This window comes from Caulobacter zeae (genome assembly GCF_002858925.1).
GTDB classification, from domain to species: Bacteria; Pseudomonadota; Alphaproteobacteria; order Caulobacterales; family Caulobacteraceae; genus Caulobacter; species Caulobacter zeae.
The window spans coordinates 138,439-154,352 of the sequence record NZ_PJRS01000010.1 but is presented as its reverse complement, the minus strand read 5'-3'; the positions used below and the strand labels follow the sequence as shown (position 1 = coordinate 154,352).

Below are 15,914 nucleotides of genomic sequence, written 5' to 3'. Positions count from 1 at the left end.
AATCACAGCCGCCGCCGGTGAGGGCGGCCATGCTGGCGCTGTGGTGCGGGCTGCGGAACGGCCGTGCGCGGGTCAGCGCGCCCCTGGCGATCAGCCCGGCCACCGAATGGACCATCGAGGTCTCGAGCAGTTCCTGCGAGGTCAGCGGCGGCAGGAGGCCCGGCAGGCGCTGGGCCAGCATCGACTTGCCCGAGCCCGGCGGGCCGACGAACAGCAGGTTGTGGCCGCCGGCCGCGGCAATCTCCAGCGCCCGCTTGCCTTGCTCCTGGCCCTTGACGTCGCGCAGGTCCTTGGCGCGCTCGCCCTCGATCACCGGGCCGGGGGCGGGGGCGCCGAGCAGCTGGCTGCCGCGGAAGTGGTTGATCAGCGCCACCAGCGAGCGCGGGGCCAGGATCCGCGTGCCGCCGGCCCAGGCGGCTTCGGGGCCGCAGGCCTCGGGACAGATCAGGCCCAGGTCCATGGCCCCGGCCGCCATGGCTGCGGGCAGGGCGCCGGCGCAGGCGACGATGCGGCCGTCCAGGGAGAGCTCGCCCATGGCCGCCCAGCCGTCCAGCGCGTCGGGCGGGATCACGCCCATGACGCCGAGCAGGGCCAAGGCGATCGGCAGATCGAAGTGGGTCCCTTCCTTGGGCAGGTCGGCGGGAGCCAGGTTGGCGACGATCCGCTTGCCCGGCATCGACAGGCCAAGCCCCGCGAAGGCCCCGCGCACCCGCTCGCGACTTTCGGCCACCGCCTTGTCGGCCAGGCCGACCACGGCGAAGGCGACGACGCCGCCGGTCAGCTGCACCTCGACGTCGACGCGGCGCGCCTCGACGCCCTCGAACGCAACCGTGACGACCTTTGCCGCCATCGTTCCCTCTGAAACAACGTTCGACTTATCCACAAGCCAAGCATGGTTGTCGGCTCGGAGCAAGAACAAAAAACGAACATTTCAGGAAAGTGTGACGATTCAGTCGTCTACGGCCGGATCCTCAAGCAGGGGTTGATCGGATGGTTTCGATCCGATCCCAGAGCACCGCGGCGGCGTCGATGCCGCTGAACCGCTTGAGCTGCTGGGCTCCGGTGGGCGAGGTGACGTTGATCTCGGTCAGGTAGTCGCCGATCACGTCGATGCCGACAAACAGCAGGCCGCGCTTCTTCAGTTCAGGGCCGATGATGGCGCACAGTTCCTTGTCGCGGGCGGTCAGCTCGACGGCCTCGGCGCGGCCGCCGACGCGCAGGTTCGAGCGCACCTGACCGGCGGCCGGCACGCGGTTGATGGCGCCGACCGGCTCGCCGTCGACCAGCAGCACGCGCTTGTCGCCCTTGCTCACGGCCGGGACGAACTTCTGGGCGATGACCTGCTCGCGGCCGATCATGGCGTGCAGCTCCAGCAGGGCGTCGAGATTGGGATCGTCCGCCAGCAGACGAGCCACGCCCGAGCCGCCGCCGCCGTAGAGGGGCTTGAGCACGATGTCGCCGTGACGGGCGCGGAAGTCGTAGATCGCCTCGTGGTCCGAGGTGATCAGGGTCGGCGGCTGCACGCCGGGGAAATCGGTGACGAACAGCTTTTCGGGCGCGTTGCGCACTTCGGCCGGATTGTTCACCACCAGGGTGTGAGGATGCACTTTCTCCAGAAAGTGCGTGGCGGTGATGTAGGCCATGTCGAACGGCGGATCCTGGCGCATCAGCACCACGTCGACGTCGTCCTTCATGTCGAGCAGCACGGTCTCGCCGAGCTTGGCGTGGGCGCCTTTTTCCGCGAACACCTCCAGCGGCTGGGCCCGGGCGAAGACGCGACCGTCCTCCAGCGACAGCTTGTCGGGGGTGTAGAACCACAGCTTATGGCCGCGGATCTTGGCCTCCATCATCATCAGGAAGGTGGTGTCGGTGTCGATGTTGATCCCCAGGACGGGATCCATCTGGACGGCGACTCTCAGCGACATGACGACTCCGGGGCTTTCTGGACGCCGCACAGGTACACGGTTCCGCGGCGCTGGTGTCTAGTTAAGTCGAAGCGGGGCGATTGCGAGGGGCGATCGCTAAATCCCTTTCCCGCAGGGGGAGAGGGTGTCAGTTCAGCCTCAATCTCACCCGCTCCCGCGCGGCCCGGGCCGCGATCGTCGCGCCGCCGTCCAGGGTCTGGGCGCGCGACAGGGCCTGCAGCGCGCCGGCCAGGGCGCCCTGGCCCTCGCGGGCGGCGGCGACGTCGAGCCAGGGGTGGTGGTCGGTGGGGTCGAGCAAAGCGCGGCGCAGGGCCGAGCGCTCGGCGCGGGCCCAGTCGCGCGACTGCTGGGCGCGGGCGAAGATGTTGTTCTGTAGGCGGATCAAGACGGCGCGGTCCGAGATCGGGGCCATCAGCTGGTCCAGGCGCGCGGCGACGTCGGGCATCAGGCCGGTGCGCAGGGCCCGGCGCGACAGCTCCGAAGGCAGCACCACCCGGCCCTCGCTGAACGGATCCAGCGCCAGCGGCCCCTCGTCGGTCTCGATGCGCAGCAGGAAGTGTCCGGGGAAGTCGACGCCGTTGACGTCCAGCCCCACCTCGCGGGCGGCGTGGATGTAGAACACCCCCAGCGCCACCGGCAGCCCCTTGCGGCGCTCGGCGATGGCGATGACGTCGGCGTTGTCGGGGTGGTCGTAGGTCAAAAGGTCGCCGGTCAGGCGCAGGTCGCCGGCCATGGCCTCGGCGATGGCCTCCTCGGGCGACTCGCTCTGCATGCGGGCCTTCAGCCGCTCGACCGCCGAGCGGGCCAGATCCAGGGCCGGCTGCTCGTCGCGGTCGGGATCGTCGTGCGCGGCGCAGGCCAGGGCGGCCTCGAACAGCGGGAAGGCTTCGTCGTCAAGCTCGCCGGCGCGGGTCAGGATGGCCTCGGCCTCGTCGCGGGTCATGCCCAGGCCCTCCCGTCGTCGGGCCAGGCGTCGGCCACGTGGCGGGGAAGCCTGCCGGGGGTCATGGCCAACAGGTCCAGGCGCACGGCCATGCCCTTGAGACCGGCGCGCGAAGCCGCGGCCAGCGCGCCCGCGCGGCGCAGGCGCATCCGTTGTTCGAAGCCCACCGCCTCCAGCGCCGCCTCCAGGCTCGTCCGACTCTTGACCTCGACAACGATCAAGACGCGTCCGCGTTGCGCGAGGATGTCGATCTCGCCCGCCCTGGTCGCCAGGCGAAAGCCCAGGATGCGATAGCCCTTCAGCATCAGCCAGGCGGCCGCCCAGGCCTCGGCGCGGCGGCCCGAGCGCCGCGCGGCCGCGCCGCGGACCTTGCGGACCTCGCGCAGCGGCCGGGCCGTCATCCGGCCTCCTTCAGGGCCAGGGCCTGGCGGTAGAGGTCCTTGCGCGACAGGCCCAGCGCCTTGGCCACTTCGGAGGCGGCCTCGCCCAGCGGCAGGCGGGTCATGGCCTCGCGCAGGGCGGCCTCGGCGTCGTCGGCGCTGGCGGCCTTCTCCTCGCCGGGACCGACGAGGATGACGATCTCGCCCTTGGGCGCCTCGAAGCGCGGGTCGACGGCCAGCTCGCCCAGCGGGCCGCGCACGCAGGTCTCGTAGAGCTTGGTCAGTTCGCGGCAGACGGCGGCCGGGCGATCGGCGCCGAACACGGCGGCCATGTCGGCCAGCGTATCGTCCACCCGCGAGGCGCCTTCGAAGAAGATCAGGGTGGCGCGGGTCGCGGCGAACTCTTCCAGGAAGGTCTTGCGCGCGCCGCTCTTGGGCGGCGGGAAGCCGGCGAACAGGAAGCGGTCGGTGGGCAGGCCCGCCAGGGTCAGGGCCGCCAGGGCCGCCGAGGCGCCGGGGATGGGGAACACCGGATGGCCGGCCGCGATGGCCTCGCGGGCCAGGCGGTAGCCGGGGTCCGACACCATCGGCGTGCCGGCGTCCGACACCAGGGCCACGCGCTCGCCGGCCTCCAGTCGCTCGAGGATGGCCGGGATGGCGCGCTCGGCCACGTGCTCGTCGTGGCGCTCCAGCTTGGTGCGGATCGAATAGGCCGAGAGCAGCTTGCCGGTCACGCGGGTGTCCTCGGCCAGCAGCAGGTCGCAGGCGGCCAGCACGTCGAGCGCCCGCAGGGTGATATCGCGCAGGTTGCCGATCGGCGTGGCGACCAGGTAGAGGCCGGGCGCGAGGGGGGCGTCGGACAGGACGGGCGGGGGAAGCAGACGGCTCAAGCGGCGGTACTTTCCGTTGAGTGGGTCGGGCCAGGGCCCGCGAAACAGGAAACTATCAGGTCGCGAGCACGCCTGTCAGCCGGTCTAGCAGCAGCCGGCCTTGGCGCGTGGCGCGCAACCTCTCCGGGTCATCGACCAGAAGTCCCGCCTCGACCAGCGATTTCACCTTGGGCGTGTCTGGCGACAGGCCAAGAGCGGCCATTTCGGCGAAGGCGACGCCGTCGTCGATGCGCAGGCCCAGCAGCAGGCGCTCCTCGGCGGCCTCGACGGGGGCGAGGTCCTCGCGCTCGAAGCCGGTTCCGTCGGCGGCGACGGCGGCGATATAGTCGGCGATCTTCGCGCGAGCGGTGGTCGCGACCTTGCCGCCGATTGGGCCAGAGGCCAGCGTCAGGCGGCCGTGGGCGCCGGGGCCGACGCCCACATAGTCGACGCCCCGCCAGTAGACGAGGTTGTGGCGCGAGCGGGCGGCCGGGCCGCGGGCGTGGTTCGACACCTCGTAGGCGTCGAAGCCGGCGGCTTCCAGCACCTCCTGCGTGGTTTCGAACAGCTGGGCGGCCATGTCCTCGTCGGGCGGGACGATCCTGCCGCGACCGACGGCGCGGTCGAAGGCGGTGCCGGCCTCGATGGTCAGCTGGTAGGGCGAGACGTGCTCGGGGCCATAGGTCAGCATTTCCGCCAGTTCCTCGCGCCAGGCCGCGTCGGTCTGGCCGGGGCGGGCGTAGATCAGGTCGACCGAGAGGCGCGGGAAGAGGCGCGCGGCCGTGGCGATGGCGCGGCGGGCCGAGCCGGCGTCGTGGTTGCGGCCCAGCATCTTCAGCGAGGCGTCGTCCAGCGCCTGGACCCCCAGCGACAGCCGCGCCACGCCCGCATCCGCCAAGGCCTCGAAGCGGCCGGCCTCAGCGTCGGTGGGATTGGCCTCGAGGCTGATCTCCAGATCGTCGGCCGGGGTCCACAGGGCCCTGGCCGTTTCGATGACGCGGGCGACGGCGGCCGGATCCATCAGCGAGGGCGTGCCGCCGCCGAAGAAGATCGACGAAAGGCGGCGCGGTCCGGTCATGGCCCGCTGGGCGGTCATGTCGGCGATGATCGCCTGCGCCAGAGCCGCCTGCTCGTCCGTCCGCCCCCGGTCGCGCACGACGTTGAAGTCGCAATAGGGGCAGATGCGGGCGCAGTAGGGCCAGTGGACGTAGAGGCCGAGGGGCGTCATGCGGCCGCCTCAGAGGCGCCGAAATCCCCGCCCTTCGACGGGCTCAGGGTGAGGATTTCTACTGCGACGCCTGAAATAGCCCTCATCCTGAGCTTGTCGAAGGACGAGGGCGGGCCCGCAGCCTGCGCGTGGCTACTCAAACAGCGCCGCCTTCAGCTTCTCGAAGGCCACGGCGCGGTGGCTCATGGCGTCCTTCTGGTGGGGCTCCATCTCGCCGAAGGTCTGGTCGTAGCCGTTGGGCACGAAGATCGGGTCGTAGCCGAAGCCCTTGTCGCCGCGCGGCGGGAACACCAGGGTCCCGTGCACCTCGCCCTGCACCACAACGGCCGGGCCGCCGTTCGGCCAGGCCACGGCCAGCGCGCAGGTGAACCAGGCGCTCATGTCTTCCGAGCCCGTCTCCTCGATGCGCTCGGCCACCTTGTCCATGGCCATGGCGAAATCCTTGCCCGGGCCGGCCCAGCGGGCCGAATAGATGCCCGGCGCGCCGTCCAGCGCGGCGACCGACATGCCGGAATCGTCGGCCAGGGAAACCTCGCTCGACAGGTCGGCGGCGTGGCGGGCCTTGAGCAGGGCGTTGCCGACGAAGGTCGTCTCGGACTCGTCCGGCTCGGGCAGGCCAAGCGGGCCGGCGGCCAGCACTTCGAAGCGGCCGTCGAGCAGGGCGGCCAGCTCCTTGGCCTTGCCCGGATTGTGGGTGGCGGCGACGATCTTCTGGCCGTTGATCAGTTTCAGGGTCATCGCACACTCCTCGGACGGAAACCGAGCGTGTTTAGACCCCCGCGAGGCCCGCGCCGCAAGGCCGGATCATTGCGAAAGTTTAATATCGTTTATCGATAAGCAACATTGTCCGATGGCCAAGGACCGGCGATCCTGGCGACGTCGGGGAAAAGACGCCCGACCGCCCCTGTCCGGAACCGCAAGATGACGTTGCCCCGCCTGTTCAGCCTGTTGGAATCCTCGGCCGTCCGCCTGGCGACCCTGGTGCTGATCGCGGGTCTTCCGATCTCGGCCGTGACGTTCCTGGCCCACACGCTCTAGACTTCAATCCCGCGACCGCCGGGGGAGGCGAGTCGCTGTTGGCGGGGACACAAGCCCATGCGCGCCTTGGGGCCAGGCTCGGTATCGAGCTTCCTGAAGATCATTCTCGACGTCAGCTACTATGCGCTGTGGGTCTGGGTCAGCTTCCTGGCCCTGGTGACGGTGTTGGTGCTGCTGCTCAGCTTTAATCCCGACCTGCTGGCCTCGATGCTGCCGGCCGAGGCGGCGGGCATGCTGCGCAAGTACGGGGCCGGCGCGGCCGTGGCCCTGGGCGGCTGGGCGCTGATGTCGGGCGGCTGGATGGCCATCGTCGAGCGCCTGCGCAAGATCTTCGCCACCATGATCCTGGGCGACCCGTTCCACCCCGACAACGTGCGGCGCCTGCGGGTGATGGGCGTGGTGCTGGCCTGCCTGGAGATCGGCCGCTACGTGCTGTCGGCCCTGACGCGCATCCTGGTCGGGGGCGAAAAGGCCTCCGAGGGATCCTTCACCCTCACGGCCTGGTTCTCGGTCCTGGTCGTCTTCGTCCTGGCCGAGGTCTTCCGCGAGGGCGCCCGCCTTCGCCGCGAAGCCGAACTGACCATCTGATCGCGAGCTTCGCATGTCCATCCGCGTAAATCTCGACCGCGTGCTGCTGGAACGCCGCATGTCGCTGACCGAACTCTCCGACCGCGTCGGGGTGACGCTGGCCAACCTGTCGATCCTGAAGACCGGCAAGGCGCGGGCCATCCGCTTCTCGACGCTCGACGCCCTGTGCCGCGAGCTGGGCTGCCAGCCGGGCGACCTGATGACCTTCGAGCACGGACCCGGCGACGGCGGCGAGGACAGCGGAGGCGACGCGGGCTGACGCCAGGCTTGCGAAGCCGGCGGCCGGGCCACACCTGTGGCCCATGCAAATCGTCTGTCCATCCTGCGGGGCCGCCAATCGCCTGCCCGAAGACCGCGACCCCGCCGCGGCCAAGTGCGGCCGCTGCAAGAACGCCGTCTTCACCGGCATGCCGATCGAGGTCGACGCCGTCGGCCTCGACCGTCATCGCCGCCTGACCAAGGGCGCGGCCGTGCTGCTGGACGTCTGGGCCCCCTGGTGCGGACCCTGCCGCGCCATGGCCCCCAACTACGCCGCCGCGGCCGGCAAGCTGGAACCGGGAGTGCGCCTGCTGAAGCTGAACTCCGAAGCCCACCCGGCGCCCGCCTCGGCCCTGGGCGTCAGCGGCATCCCCGCCCTGATCCTGTTTCGCGACAACGCGGTGGTCGCCCGCTCGGCCGGCCTGATGAGCGCGCCGCAGATCGTGGACTGGACGTGTCGGGCGCTGGGCTGAGCGATGTCTTGACCCCTCCCCCTTGATGAGGGAGGGGCAGGGGTGGGGGTGACCTCGGCGGTTAGCGCTTGGTGTGACGGTCGAGACCGTAGCCACCCCCATCCCCGACCCTTCCTCCATCAAGGGGGAAGGGAGGCGTTACTAGAGGCTAGGGAAATGATCGAACGTATCGGCAAGGCGGCGCGGTGGAGCGACGCGGTGGTCTTCAACGGCGTGGTGTACCTGTCGGGCCACGTGGCCGAGGAGACCCGCGGCCAGTCGGTGCTGGAGCAGACCAGGGAAGTGCTGGCCCAGATCGACGACACCCTGGCGCAGGCCGGATCGAGCAAGGACAAGCTGCTCAGCGTCACGATCTATCTGGCCGACATGGCCGGCTTCGACGAGATGAACCAGGCGTGGGACGCCTGGGTGGACAGCGACAACCCGCCGGCCCGCACGACGGTCGAGGCCCGGCTGGCCCGCGCGGACTACGCAGTCGAGGTCACGGTCGTCGCGGCGCGTTAGGAGCAATCAGATGAACTCATGGAAGCAGGGCCTCCTGGCAGGTCTGATCGTCGCCGCGGCGGGATCTTCGCAGGCGCTGGCCTGTCGTCCGGCGCCCGCTCCGCCGGAGGTGCAGCGGCAACGACTGCTCGATGGGCAGGCGAGCCTCTGGGACCGCTCGGAATCGGTGTTCGTGGCGCTGGTCAAGCATCGTAACCAGATCAGGATCGAAGGCGCGGGCGGGGCGCTGGGGCGTGACGCGATGCTCAGGCCGACTCTGCAGCTGAAGGGGCCGCCGCTTACGGAGGCTTTGATCGGCGTGCGGCACACCGGCGTTAATTCTTGCGGACCCACGCCTTCCCTCGATGCGCTGGATCCGAAGGGCGGCGGCATGTTCATCGTGTATTCGTCGTCCGCTTCGCCAACGGCGGCCACGATTATCGGGACGGTCAGCGTGGACAAGCTCAGAGAGCCGCGCGCGATGGCCGCCTGGCGGGAGGCCCGCGAGCACGAGCCGACGGACGAGGTCGACTAGTCTTTTGAAGCCAGGGCGCGTCAGGCGGCGAAGTCGCCCGACGCGCCTGGTCGTTACTTCCCGTCGATCGCGGCGCGCTGGAAGGCGAACAGCTCGCCGATGCCCTTTTCGGCCAGGCCGAACAGGGTGTCGAACTCGCCGCGGGTGAAGCCGCGCTTCTCGCCGGTGGCCTGGATCTCGACGATGTCGCCGCCGCCGGTCAGCACGAAGTTGCCGTCGGCCTCGGCGTTGCTGTCTTCCTCGTAGTCGAGGTCGAGGACGGGGGTGTCCTTGAAGACGCCGCAGGAGACGGCGGCCACCTGGCCCAGGATCGGGTCGGCCTTCAGCACGCCCTCTTCCAGCAGGTAGTTGGTGGCCAGGCGCAGGGCGACCCAGGCGCCGGTGATGGCGGCGGTGCGGGTGCCGCCGTCGGCCTGGATGACGTCGCAGTCGAGGCTGATCTGGCGCTCGCCCAGGGCCTTGAGGTCGACGACGGCGCGCAGGCTGCGGCCGATCAGGCGCTGGATCTCTTGCGTGCGGCCGGTCTGCTTGCCGGTGGCGGCCTCGCGGCGGCCGCGGGTGTGGGTGGCGCGGGGCAGCATGCCGTACTCGGCCGTGACCCAGCCGGCGCCCTTGTTGCGCATCCAGCCCGGGACGTTTTCCTCGACCGTGGCGGTGACCAGCACCTTGGTGTGGCCGAAACCGATCAGGCACGAGCCTTCGGCGTAGCGGTTGACGCCGGTCTCCAGCGTGACGGCGCGAAGCTGGTCGGGGGCGCGTTCGGACGGACGCATGGGCAAACTCCGGTCTTTAAGGCTCCAGGGGAGCCGAAGGGTCTGGTCGTATCTGAAGGCGCCGCTTATCCTCCCCCGGACGGGGACCTCCAAGTCCCCGCTCGATTTTTTCGACATCCGTTCCTATCTCGAAGGGCCATGACGCAGCTTTTTCCGGGACCGATCGCTCGGACGCCCGGCCTGACCGAGCTGGACGCCCGCGCCCGCGACATCTTCCGCCGGGTGGTCGAAGGCTATCTGGAGACCGGCGAGCCGGTCGGATCGCGCACCCTTTCGAAGGGCGGCGTGCAGCTGTCGCCGGCCTCGATCCGCAACACCATGCAGGACCTGGCGCAGCTTGGCCTGCTGGACGCGCCCCACACCAGCGCCGGGCGAATGCCCACGCACGCGGGCCTGCGGATGTTCGTCGACGGCTTTCTCGAAGTCGGCGACGTCGGCGAGGACGAGCGGCGCGAGATCGAAAGCCGCCTCTACGCCAAGGGCCGCACCTTCGAGGAGGCGCTGAACGAGGCCTCGGCCATACTGTCGGGCCTGGCCGGCGGGGCCGGCATCGTCGTCACCCCTGTCCGCGAGGGCGGGATCAAGCACGTGGAGTTCGTGGCGCTGGGCGGCGGCCAGACCCTGGCGGTGATGGTCTTCGAGGACGGCACGGTCGAGAATCGGCTGATGCGCGGCGGGGCGGGACTGACGCCCTCGGCCTTCCAGGAGGCCTCGAACTTCCTCAACGCCCGCCTGCGCGGCCGCACCCTGACCGAGGCCAAGGACGAGATCCGCACCGAGCTCGAGACCGCTCGCCGCCAGCTGGACGAGACCGCCGCCCGCCTCGTCGAGGACGGCCTGGCCGCCTGGGGCGGCGGGGAGGGGGCCGAGCGCGCCCTGATCGTGCGCGGCCGCGCCAACCTGCTGGCCGACGCCTCGGCCCGCGAGGACCTGGAGCGCGTGCGCCAGCTGTTCGACGACCTGGAGCAGAAGGGCCAGCTGATCGGCCTCCTGGACGACGTGCGCGACGCTGAGGGCGTGCGCATCTTCATCGGGGCCGAGACGCGACTCTTTTCGCTTTCGGGTTCCTCCGTGATCGCGGCGCCCTATATGACGGGGCGACAGAAGGTGCTGGGCGCGATCGGCGTGATCGGGCCCACGCGTTTGAACTATGCCCGGGTGATCCCGCTGGTGGACTATACCGCCCGCGTGCTCGGCCGGATGATCGATGGATGAGGACTGTTTGGAAATGACCGACGAGCAAACGCCGGCCGAAGACGTCGCTTTCGAAGCCGAGGACCTGGCCCAGGAAATCGAGGCCCTGAAGGCCGAGATCGCGGCGATGAAGGACCAGGCCCTGCGCTATGCGGCCGAAGCCGAGAACGTCAAGCGCCGCGCCGAGCGCGAGATGAACGACGCCCGCGCCTACGCCATCCAGAAGTTCGCCCGCGACCTGCTGGGCGCGGCCGACAACCTGTCGCGCGCCACCGCGGCCAGCCCGCGTGATTCGCAGGACGCGGCGGTGAAGAACTTCATCGTCGGCGTCGAGATGACCGAGAAGGAGCTGCAGGCGGCCTTCGAGCGCAACGGCCTCAAGAAGGTCGACCCGACCAAGGGCGAGAAGTTCGATCCCCACCTGCACCAGGCGGTGATGGAACAGCCCTCGGACGAAGTCGCCGCCGGCGGCGTCGTCGCCGTCCTCCAAGTCGGCTACGAACTGCTGGGTCGCCTGGTGCGCCCGGCCATGGTCGCCGTGGCCGCCAAGGGCTCCACCGGCCCGGCCCCGGCCGAACCGGCGGCCGCCGCGGCCAACCCCTACGCGGCCTCCGGCGAGGAAGCCGGCGGCGCGGCGTTCGATACGAAGGCTTGAGCTCCCTGATCCTTCTCCGCTTGCGGGAGAAGGTGTCGGCGAAAGCCGATGGATGAGGGGTCTCTCAGACATGAAACGCCGCGCGGGCTGAACGGCCTTCGCGGCGTTTTCTCTGGTGCGACCCCTCACCCGACCCGTTTCGCGGGCCATCCTCTCCCGCAAGGGAGAGGGGCGACTCCTACGCCTTCACCTTGCTCCAAACCCGCTCATGCAGGTTGAACGCCACGGTCTGGACCATCGGTTCGACGATGCCCACGGCCAGGGCCACGCGCCAGTCGCGGGTCAGGGCGTAGGCGACGGCGATGGCCACCGTCAGGTGCATGGTGGCGTAGGTGGCGGTCTTGAGGGCGAGGCGCATGATGCGATCTCTTGTTGCGATTGATTATCAATATAAGAAATTGACTTGACCCCGCAAGGGTTGCGAACGGGATTCGCCCACTGCCGGATGCGCCAAAAGGCCGCGCAGGGCTCTTCCCCCGCCGCGCGTTTGCGCTAATGTCCGTGGTCCATTGACGACGGGGCCGTTGCGCGAGGGGGATTCTCTTGATCGACCAGGCCCTGCGTCCAGCTTGGACCGAGAAATGAAGCTTACCATTGAGCGGGCGGCGCTGCTGAAGGCGCTGGGTCACGTGCAGAGCGTCGTCGAACGCCGCAACACCATCCCGATCCTGTCCAATATCCTGCTGTCGGCGGATCGCGACACGCTTTCGTTCTCGGCCACCGATCTCGACATGGAGATCATCGACGAGGGCCTGGCCCAGATCGACGTGCCCGGCCAGATCACGGCCCCGGCCCACACCCTTTACGAGATCGTCCGCAAGCTGCCGGACGGCTCGGACGTCAGCTTGAACTTCTCGGGCGACGATCCGCGCCTGGTGATCCAGACCGGCCGCTCGCGCTTCAACCTGCCGGTGCTGCCGGCCGGCGACTTCCCGGTGATGAGCAACGAGGGCCTGTCGAGCCGCATCGCCGTCGACGTCAACGAGCTGATGCGCCTGATCGACAAGACGCGCTTCGCCATCTCGACCGAAGAGACCCGCTACTACCTGAACGGCCTGTATCTCCACACGGTCAACGAGGGCGGCGAGACCAAGCTGCGCGCCGTGGCCACCGACGGCCACCGCCTGGCCCTGGCCGAGATGCCGGCGCCGGAAGGTTCGGCCGGCCTGCCGGGCGTGATCGTGCCGCGCAAGACCATCGCCGAGGCCCGTCGCCTGCTGGAAGACGCCGGCGAGTCGATCGACCTGCAGGTCTCGCCCCAGAAGGTCCGCTTCGAATTCGGCCGCGCCGCCCTGACCTCCAAGGTCATCGACGGCTCGTTCCCCGACTACATGCGCGTGATCCCCAAGGACAACGCCAAGATCCTGACGCTGGACAACGACCTGTTCGCCAAGGCCGTCGACCGCGTGGCCACCATCTCGGCCGAGAAGAGCCGCTCGGTGAAGCTGGCCATCGAGCCGGGCCGCATCACCCTGACCGTCCGCAACATGGAAGCCGGTCAGGCGGTGGAAGAGGTCGAGGTCGACTATGACGGCGAGCCCTTCGAAATCGGCTTCAACGCCCGCTACCTGCTCGACGTCTGCGGCCAGATCGGCGGCCCGCAGGCCGAATTCCGCTTCGCCGACCCGGCCTCGCCCACCCTGGTGGTGGATCCGACCGACCCGGGCGTGAAGTACGTGCTGATGCCGCTGCGGGTCTGATCGCGCGGTCTGGAACATGGACGGGCGCCCCGAGGGGCGCCCGTTTTGCTTTGAAGGGTCTCTTATCGTGATGAAACGCATGCTCGGCGCGTCGCTCGCCGTTCTGGTGCTGGCCGCAAGCCCGGCCTTCGCTCAAGCACAGGCGGGCGCCCAGCCCGTCGAGCGCCGCGAGATCGGCAACCAGATCCTCGAGAACGTGCCGGTCGCCGATCCGGCGATCCGCGCCAGCCTGGCGCGCTACCAGAACGCCCGCAGCGCCAGCTTCCAGGACTGGGCGCCGGGCGGCGCGATGCTGATCGTCACGCGCTTTGGCAACACCAACCAGATCCACCAGGTCGCCGCCCCGGGCGCCGACCGCAGCCAGCTGACCTTCCACGATGAGCCGGTCAGCGGCGTCCATACCCTGCCCGGCGGCGATATCCTGTTCTCCAAGGACACCGGCGGCGACGAGTGGTTCCAGCTGTTCGTCCGCGACGCCTCGGGCAAGGAAGTCCAGCTGACCGAAGCGGGCACGCGCAACCAGTCGCCGGCGTGGTCGGGCGACGGCAAGGTGCTGGTCTGGAGCCGCGCCACCAAGGGCTCTGCCAACTACGACGTCGTCATGCGCGATCCCTCGGCCCCCGATGGTCGCAAGGTGATCTTCAAGGGCGAGGGCCAGGTTTCGCCGATCGACGTCTCGCCCGACGGCAAGACCGTACTGCTGGGCCGCTATTTCTCGATCGGCGAGAGCAAGCGCTGGCTGCTCGACGTGGCCACCGGCAAGACCACCGAACTGAACCCGGTCAAGGGCAAGGTCTCGTACGACGGCGGCCTGTTCACCCCGGACGGCAAGTCGCTGCTGATGCTGTCGGACGAGGGCTCGGACTTCATGCGGCTGGTCGAGTTCGACCTGGCCACCGGCAGGAAGCATCTGGTCTCGGGCGAGCGTCCCTGGGACGTCGAGGACTTCAAGCTGTCGAAGGACGGCCGCGTGCTGGCCTATGTGGTCAACGAGGACGGCTATTCGAAGCTGGTCGTGCAGGACTTCCGCACCCGTCGCGCCCTGCCGCAGCCGCAGCTTCCGGGCGGCGTGGTCTCCAACCTCGCCTTCTCGGAAGACGGCTCGAAGATCGGCTTCAGCTTGGCGACGCCCACGGCGGCCAGCGACGCCTGGAGCTTTGACCTGGCCAGCGGCCAGGTGACCCGCTGGACGGCCTCGGAACTGGGCGGGCTGGACGCCAAGGCGCTGGTGAGCCCCGAGCTGGTGCGCTTCCCCTCGTTCGACAAGCGCTCGATCCCGGCGTTCGTCTACAAGCCCAAGCTGGCCGCCGGCCAAAAGGCGCCGGTGATCATCGACATCCACGGCGGCCCCGAAGGCCAGTCGCGGCCGGTCTTTAACCCGTTCCACCAGCACACGACGGCCGAGCTGGGCGCGGCGGTGATCGTCACCAACGTCCGCGGCTCGTCGGGCTACGGCAAGACGTTCCTCAACCTCGACAACGCCGAGAAGCGCGAGGACTCGGTCAAGGACATCGGCGCGCTGCTGGACTGGATCAAGACCCAGCCGGACCTCGATCCGAACCGCGTGGTGGTCTACGGCCAGTCCTACGGCGGCTACATGTCGCTGGCGGTGATGACCCACTATTCCGACCGCCTGGCCGGCGGGGTCGAGCGCTACGGCATCTCCAACTTCGTCTCGTTCCTGCAGAACACCGAGGCCTATCGCCGAGACCTGCGCCGGGCCGAGTACGGCGACGAGCGCGACCCGAAGATGCTGAAGGCCTTCGAGACGATCTCGCCGCTCAACAACGTCTCCAAGATCACCAAGCCGATGCTGGTCATGCAGGGCTGGAACGATCCGCGCGTTCCCAAGTCGGAGTCCGACCAGGTGGTCGAGAAGCTGCGCGAGAAGGGCGTGGAGACCTGGTACGTCCAGTTCAAGGACGAGGGCCACGGCTTCGCCAAGAAGATCAACAACGACCGCCGCCGCGAGGTCGAGACCCAGTTCCTGCAGAAGGTGCTGGGGACCGGCGCGGCCCAGTGAACAGCCGGGGCGGTCCCGCCGGCCTGCTGCGCGAGGACCGCTTCGACGACCTCTTCGAGCGGATGCTGACCCTGTGGGCGGCGATCGACTTTTCGGACTGTTCGACCTGGTTCGAGCGCTCCGAGGCGGTCGCCAGCGCCTTTTCCTCGCTGGAGGGGGCGGTCGACCTGGCGGCCATGAACTCCGCAGTGCACCGGGCGATCGCCGTGGACGCGCCGTTCGAGGCTCCCGTGCGAGACCTGGTCGATCGCGGCGTGGCCCGCGAGGTGTTCGAGGTCGAGATGCGCCGCGTGCTGCTGGGCGCGGCGGGCGTCTGGCGCCTGACGGAGGTCGAGGTGGCGCGGGGTTACTTCGGGTAGTGAAATCCGGCGGCTGAGTAGGGATTTACTGTGCTCTTGCCCCTCGCCGCTGGCTCATGCCAACGTCCGTTTCATAAGAAAACGGGAGGCGCCGCCATGGCCAAGATCAGCTACATGACCGTCGGTTCGAACCGGCTGGAGGAGGCCAAGGCCTTCTACGACGCCTTGCTGGGCTCGATCGGCATGAAGCCCCTGTTCGAGCATCCGTCCGGCGGCCGGCTCTATCGCGGCAAGGGCGTGGGCATGTTCGGGGTGCTGGGCCCCTATGACGGCAATCCCGCCTGCATCGGCAACGGCATGATGGGCGGTTTCGATTTCGACACCCGCGAGGAGGTCGACGCCTTCCACGCCAAGGCCATCGAACTGGGCGGGTCCTGCGAGGGCGCGCCGGGCGAGCGGATGCCCAAGGCCTATTTCGCCTATTTCCGCGATCTCGACGGCAACAAGCTGTGCGCCTACCGGCTGGGGGAATGATCAAGGAAACCTCCCC

At 69.2% G+C, this 15,914-nt stretch carries 18 protein-coding genes and 2 pseudogenes; 11 read left to right on the top strand and 9 right to left on the bottom strand.

Annotation, left to right across the window (positions count from 1 at the left end; genetic code table 11):
* Window positions 1–7: 7 nt before the first annotated feature.
* From SGCZBJ_RS04260 to rdgB, 7 genes and pseudogenes are all read right to left on the bottom strand, one after another.
* Window positions 8–850, bottom strand: a pseudogene (locus tag SGCZBJ_RS04260) (ATP-binding protein); the annotation flags it as partial.
* A gap of 121 nt (window positions 851–971) precedes the next feature.
* A complete protein-coding gene (gene gshB / locus SGCZBJ_RS04255; RefSeq protein WP_101716777.1) occupies window positions 972–1,925 on the bottom strand; it encodes a glutathione synthase in 954 nt (317 codons plus the stop codon).
* 127 nt (window positions 1,926–2,052) lie between these two features.
* Entirely contained in the window at window positions 2,053–2,868 is an 816-nt protein-coding gene (locus tag SGCZBJ_RS04250; RefSeq protein ID WP_101716776.1) for a SirB1 family protein, read from the bottom strand.
* The gene (locus SGCZBJ_RS04245; protein WP_101716775.1) at window positions 2,865–3,269 is read right to left on the bottom strand and encodes a YraN family protein; all 405 of its coding nucleotides are present in this window, start codon (window positions 3,267–3,269) and stop codon (window positions 2,865–2,867) included. Before SGCZBJ_RS04245 ends, SGCZBJ_RS04250 begins: the two co-directional genes overlap by 4 nt.
* Window positions 3,266–4,138, bottom strand: a complete 873-nt coding sequence (gene rsmI, locus SGCZBJ_RS04240) for a 16S rRNA (cytidine(1402)-2'-O)-methyltransferase (protein ID WP_101716774.1) — start codon at window positions 4,136–4,138, stop codon at window positions 3,266–3,268. The genes SGCZBJ_RS04245 and rsmI overlap by 4 nt, the downstream gene beginning before the upstream one ends.
* Window positions 4,139–4,193: 55 nt before the next feature.
* The gene (gene hemW, locus SGCZBJ_RS04235; protein WP_101716773.1) at window positions 4,194–5,345 is read right to left on the bottom strand and encodes a radical SAM family heme chaperone HemW; all 1,152 of its coding nucleotides are present in this window, start codon (window positions 5,343–5,345) and stop codon (window positions 4,194–4,196) included.
* A gap of 132 nt (window positions 5,346–5,477) precedes the next feature.
* Window positions 5,478–6,083, bottom strand: a complete 606-nt coding sequence (rdgB, locus tag SGCZBJ_RS04230) for an RdgB/HAM1 family non-canonical purine NTP pyrophosphatase (protein WP_101716772.1) — start codon at window positions 6,081–6,083, stop codon at window positions 5,478–5,480.
* Window positions 6,084–6,440: 357 nt separating this feature from the next.
* Here rdgB and SGCZBJ_RS04225 point away from each other — a divergent pair, with 357 nt between their 5' ends.
* The 5 genes from SGCZBJ_RS04225 (at window position 6,441) to SGCZBJ_RS04205 (ending at window position 8,720) form a co-directional block, all read left to right on the top strand.
* Window positions 6,441–6,971, top strand: coding sequence for a DUF2975 domain-containing protein (locus SGCZBJ_RS04225; RefSeq protein WP_101716771.1), 531 nt, complete (start codon window positions 6,441–6,443; stop codon window positions 6,969–6,971).
* Window positions 6,972–6,984: 13 nt separating this feature from the next.
* Window positions 6,985–7,230 (top strand): helix-turn-helix domain-containing protein, encoded by a 246-nt coding sequence (locus SGCZBJ_RS04220; protein WP_101716770.1) that lies wholly within the window; start codon window positions 6,985–6,987, stop codon window positions 7,228–7,230.
* A 43-nt stretch (window positions 7,231–7,273) separates the two neighbouring features.
* A complete protein-coding gene (locus SGCZBJ_RS04215; protein ID WP_101716769.1) occupies window positions 7,274–7,702 on the top strand; it encodes a thioredoxin domain-containing protein in 429 nt (142 codons plus the stop codon).
* Between the two features lie 156 nt (window positions 7,703–7,858).
* Entirely contained in the window at window positions 7,859–8,206 is a 348-nt protein-coding gene (locus tag SGCZBJ_RS04210; RefSeq protein WP_101716768.1) for a RidA family protein, read from the top strand.
* A 10-nt stretch (window positions 8,207–8,216) separates the two neighbouring features.
* The gene (locus tag SGCZBJ_RS04205) at window positions 8,217–8,720 is read left to right on the top strand and encodes a hypothetical protein (RefSeq protein ID WP_101716767.1); all 504 of its coding nucleotides are present in this window, start codon (window positions 8,217–8,219) and stop codon (window positions 8,718–8,720) included.
* A gap of 53 nt (window positions 8,721–8,773) precedes the next feature.
* On the opposite strand, the gene rph is transcribed toward SGCZBJ_RS04205, so the two are convergent.
* A complete protein-coding gene (gene rph / locus SGCZBJ_RS04200; RefSeq protein WP_101716766.1) occupies window positions 8,774–9,493 on the bottom strand; it encodes a ribonuclease PH in 720 nt (239 codons plus the stop codon).
* 138 nt (window positions 9,494–9,631) lie between these two features.
* Between rph and hrcA the strand changes: the two genes are divergently transcribed.
* Both hrcA and grpE read left to right on the top strand, forming a co-directional pair.
* Window positions 9,632–10,708 (top strand): heat-inducible transcriptional repressor HrcA, encoded by a 1,077-nt coding sequence (hrcA, locus tag SGCZBJ_RS04195; RefSeq protein ID WP_101716765.1) that lies wholly within the window; start codon window positions 9,632–9,634, stop codon window positions 10,706–10,708.
* 13 nt (window positions 10,709–10,721) lie between these two features.
* Window positions 10,722–11,342, top strand: a complete 621-nt coding sequence (gene grpE, locus SGCZBJ_RS04190) for a nucleotide exchange factor GrpE (RefSeq protein ID WP_101716764.1) — start codon at window positions 10,722–10,724, stop codon at window positions 11,340–11,342.
* Window positions 11,343–11,532: 190 nt separating this feature from the next.
* Here the strand turns inward: grpE and SGCZBJ_RS04185 are convergent.
* Window positions 11,533–11,700, bottom strand: a pseudogene (locus SGCZBJ_RS04185) (DUF2061 domain-containing protein); the annotation flags it as partial.
* A 223-nt stretch (window positions 11,701–11,923) separates the two neighbouring features.
* On the opposite strand from SGCZBJ_RS04185, the gene dnaN reads away from it, so the two are divergent.
* The 4 genes from dnaN to SGCZBJ_RS04165 all read left to right on the top strand — a co-directional run bounded on the left by dnaN (window position 11,924) and on the right by SGCZBJ_RS04165 (window position 15,898).
* Window positions 11,924–13,042 (top strand): DNA polymerase III subunit beta, encoded by a 1,119-nt coding sequence (gene dnaN / locus SGCZBJ_RS04180; protein WP_101716762.1) that lies wholly within the window; start codon window positions 11,924–11,926, stop codon window positions 13,040–13,042.
* Window positions 13,043–13,112: 70 nt separating this feature from the next.
* The gene (locus SGCZBJ_RS04175; protein ID WP_101716761.1) at window positions 13,113–15,065 is read left to right on the top strand and encodes a S9 family peptidase; all 1,953 of its coding nucleotides are present in this window, start codon (window positions 13,113–13,115) and stop codon (window positions 15,063–15,065) included.
* Entirely contained in the window at window positions 15,062–15,424 is a 363-nt protein-coding gene (locus SGCZBJ_RS04170) for a hypothetical protein (RefSeq protein ID WP_101716760.1), read from the top strand. Before SGCZBJ_RS04175 ends, SGCZBJ_RS04170 begins: the two co-directional genes overlap by 4 nt.
* Window positions 15,425–15,520: 96 nt before the next feature.
* Complete coding sequence (locus tag SGCZBJ_RS04165; RefSeq protein WP_101716759.1) at window positions 15,521–15,898, top strand: VOC family protein; 378 nt, start codon at window positions 15,521–15,523, stop codon at window positions 15,896–15,898.
* The last annotated feature ends 16 nt before the right edge of the window (window positions 15,899–15,914 follow it).

Bases quoted from the DNA above. Each gene is read 5' to 3' on its own strand.
- hrcA (WP_101716765.1), top strand. From the start codon at position 9,632: ATGACGCAGCTTTTTCCGGGACCGATCGCTCGGACGCCCGGCCTGACC.
- grpE (WP_101716764.1), top strand. From the start codon at position 10,722: ATGACCGACGAGCAAACGCCGGCCGAAGACGTCGCTTTCGAAGCCGAG.
- gshB (WP_101716777.1), bottom strand. From the start codon at position 1,925: ATGTCGCTGAGAGTCGCCGTCCAGATGGATCCCGTCCTGGGGATCAAC.
- SGCZBJ_RS04225 (WP_101716771.1), top strand. From the start codon at position 6,441: ATGCGCGCCTTGGGGCCAGGCTCGGTATCGAGCTTCCTGAAGATCATT.
- SGCZBJ_RS04205 (WP_101716767.1), top strand. From the start codon at position 8,217: ATGAACTCATGGAAGCAGGGCCTCCTGGCAGGTCTGATCGTCGCCGCG.
- dnaN (WP_101716762.1), top strand. From the start codon at position 11,924: ATGAAGCTTACCATTGAGCGGGCGGCGCTGCTGAAGGCGCTGGGTCAC.
- rdgB (WP_101716772.1), bottom strand. From the start codon at position 6,083: ATGACCCTGAAACTGATCAACGGCCAGAAGATCGTCGCCGCCACCCAC.
- SGCZBJ_RS04165 (WP_101716759.1), top strand. From the start codon at position 15,521: ATGGCCAAGATCAGCTACATGACCGTCGGTTCGAACCGGCTGGAGGAG.
- rph (WP_101716766.1), bottom strand. From the start codon at position 9,493: ATGCGTCCGTCCGAACGCGCCCCCGACCAGCTTCGCGCCGTCACGCTG.
- SGCZBJ_RS04175 (WP_101716761.1), top strand. From the start codon at position 13,113: ATGAAACGCATGCTCGGCGCGTCGCTCGCCGTTCTGGTGCTGGCCGCA.
- SGCZBJ_RS04210 (WP_101716768.1), top strand. From the start codon at position 7,859: ATGATCGAACGTATCGGCAAGGCGGCGCGGTGGAGCGACGCGGTGGTC.
- SGCZBJ_RS04250 (WP_101716776.1), bottom strand. From the start codon at position 2,868: ATGACCCGCGACGAGGCCGAGGCCATCCTGACCCGCGCCGGCGAGCTT.
- hemW (WP_101716773.1), bottom strand. From the start codon at position 5,345: ATGACGCCCCTCGGCCTCTACGTCCACTGGCCCTACTGCGCCCGCATC.
- SGCZBJ_RS04245 (WP_101716775.1), bottom strand. From the start codon at position 3,269: ATGACGGCCCGGCCGCTGCGCGAGGTCCGCAAGGTCCGCGGCGCGGCC.
- SGCZBJ_RS04215 (WP_101716769.1), top strand. From the start codon at position 7,274: ATGCAAATCGTCTGTCCATCCTGCGGGGCCGCCAATCGCCTGCCCGAA.
- SGCZBJ_RS04220 (WP_101716770.1), top strand. From the start codon at position 6,985: ATGTCCATCCGCGTAAATCTCGACCGCGTGCTGCTGGAACGCCGCATG.